This is a genomic window from Mycobacterium sp. 1423905.2 (assembly GCF_001673155.1).
Classification (GTDB): Bacteria; Actinomycetota; Actinomycetes; order Mycobacteriales; family Mycobacteriaceae; genus Mycobacterium.
The window spans coordinates 1-1,710 of sequence record NZ_LZLE01000153.1; the positions used below are offsets into that span (position 1 = coordinate 1).

Annotated in this window: 1 protein-coding gene; it reads left to right on the top strand. The window is 73.8% G+C overall.

Translation table 11 applies throughout. From position 1 onward, the window contains the following. Positions 1–1,710 (top strand): PGRS repeat-containing protein (locus A9W95_RS27840; RefSeq protein ID WP_067410825.1); only part of this gene is annotated, 1,710 nt, incomplete at both ends.

Here is a 1,710-nt window from a genome sequence, read left to right on the forward strand (position 1 = left end):
ACAGCGCAGACCGCCTTGTTTCATGACGAGTTTGTGCGGGCGTTGAGCGTTGGGGCCGGGGCCTACTCCGCGGCTGAGGCCGCCAACGTGACCCCGTTGCAGACCTTCGAAGACGACCTGTTGGCGCTGATCAATGCACCCACCAACACGTTGCTGGGCCGCCCGCTGATCGGCGACGGCGCCAGTGGAACAGCGGCAAATCCCAACGGCGGCGCCGGCGGGCTGCTGTTCGGCAACGGTGGGTCTGGATTCACCCAGACGGCCAACGGCGTGGCCGGAGGTAACGGCGGCAGCGCCGGGCTCTTTGGCAACGGGGGCGCCGGGGGTGGCGGTGGAGCCGGCGCCAGCGGCGGTAGCGGCGGTACCGGCGGAATCCTGTACGGAAACGGCGGCGCAGGCGGTTTGGGAGGCGCTGCTCTGGCGGGCGTTAACGGTGGGAACCCCGGCGCCGGCGGCGCTGGCGGCAACGCTTTGCTGTTCGGCAGCGGTGGAGCCGGCGGCCAGGGCGGCACCGGTCTGACCGGCACCACCGCCGTCACCCCGGACAACGGCACGGCCGCCACTGGCAGCGCCGGGTTGGTCGCGACCCAGGTCGGCTTTACCGGTGGTGCCGGCGTCGATGGTGCTGTTGGTCAGGTCGGCGGTACTGGTGGGACAGGCGGGTCCCCAGATTTCCTGTTTACCGGCTCGGTTCCCGGCGCGGACACCAGTGGTGGCACCGGAGGCGTCGGCGGTGTCGGCGGATTCGGTAGCGACGCTGGAGCCGCCGGCAGTGGCGGGATGGGCGGTGCCGGCGGTGTCGGGGGCAATGGCGGGCTGCTGTTCGGTAGCGGCGGGGCCGGCGGACACGGTGGCACCGGCGGCACGGGCGGCGCCGGCGGTATTGCGGCGAACGGTGGTGCCGGCGGTGCCGGGGGTAGCTCCACCTCTAGGGCCAGCTTTATTGCTGTCACTGCTGTCGGCGGAACCGGCGGCACCGGCGGCGTGGGCGGCGTCGGCGGTACCGGCGGATCGGGCGGCGCCGGAGGTGTCGGGGGGGCCGGCGGCCACGGCGGGCTGCTGTTCGGTGCCGGCGGTGCCGCCGGCACCGGGGGCACGGGTGGTCTCGGCGGATCCGGCGGTCTCGGCGGTGACGGCGGATCGGCGGGCAACGGTGGGAATAGCTCAGCGATCGCGACGCAGGTCGGTGAGAAATCGTTCGGCGGCAACGGAGGTCTCGGAGGCAGCGGTGGCGTCGGCGGTACGGGCGGTGCCGGCGGTGCCGGCGGTGCCGCCGGCGCAGCGGGGGAGGGAGGCTTCCTCGGCCAAGCCGGATCCAGCGGCAGCGCGGGCGTGGGCGGCGCCGGCGGTGTTGGCGGCGGCGGCGGCGACGGTGGCGATGGCGGGAAAGGCGGGACCGCGACTGGCGGCAATGACAGCATCAAGACGCCGGGCAGCCCCGGAAGCGGCGGCACGGCCGGGGGCGGGGGAGCCCGTAAACAGGAAATCTGGGGACCCGCCTGTCCCACCAGTACCGCCGACCTGACCAACAGCACCATCGACGCCGGCACCACCGGTAAAGCCGACCTGGGTCGCGACCAACCCGGCGCTGCCAGTGGCGGCCGTGCCGTTGTCCGGGGTGACGGCGGTGGTGCCGGTCAGACCGGTGCCGCCCTGGCCGCCGGCTCCACCGCTGCCGAACAGCAAAGCGTTGCCGCCAGCGCCGCCGGC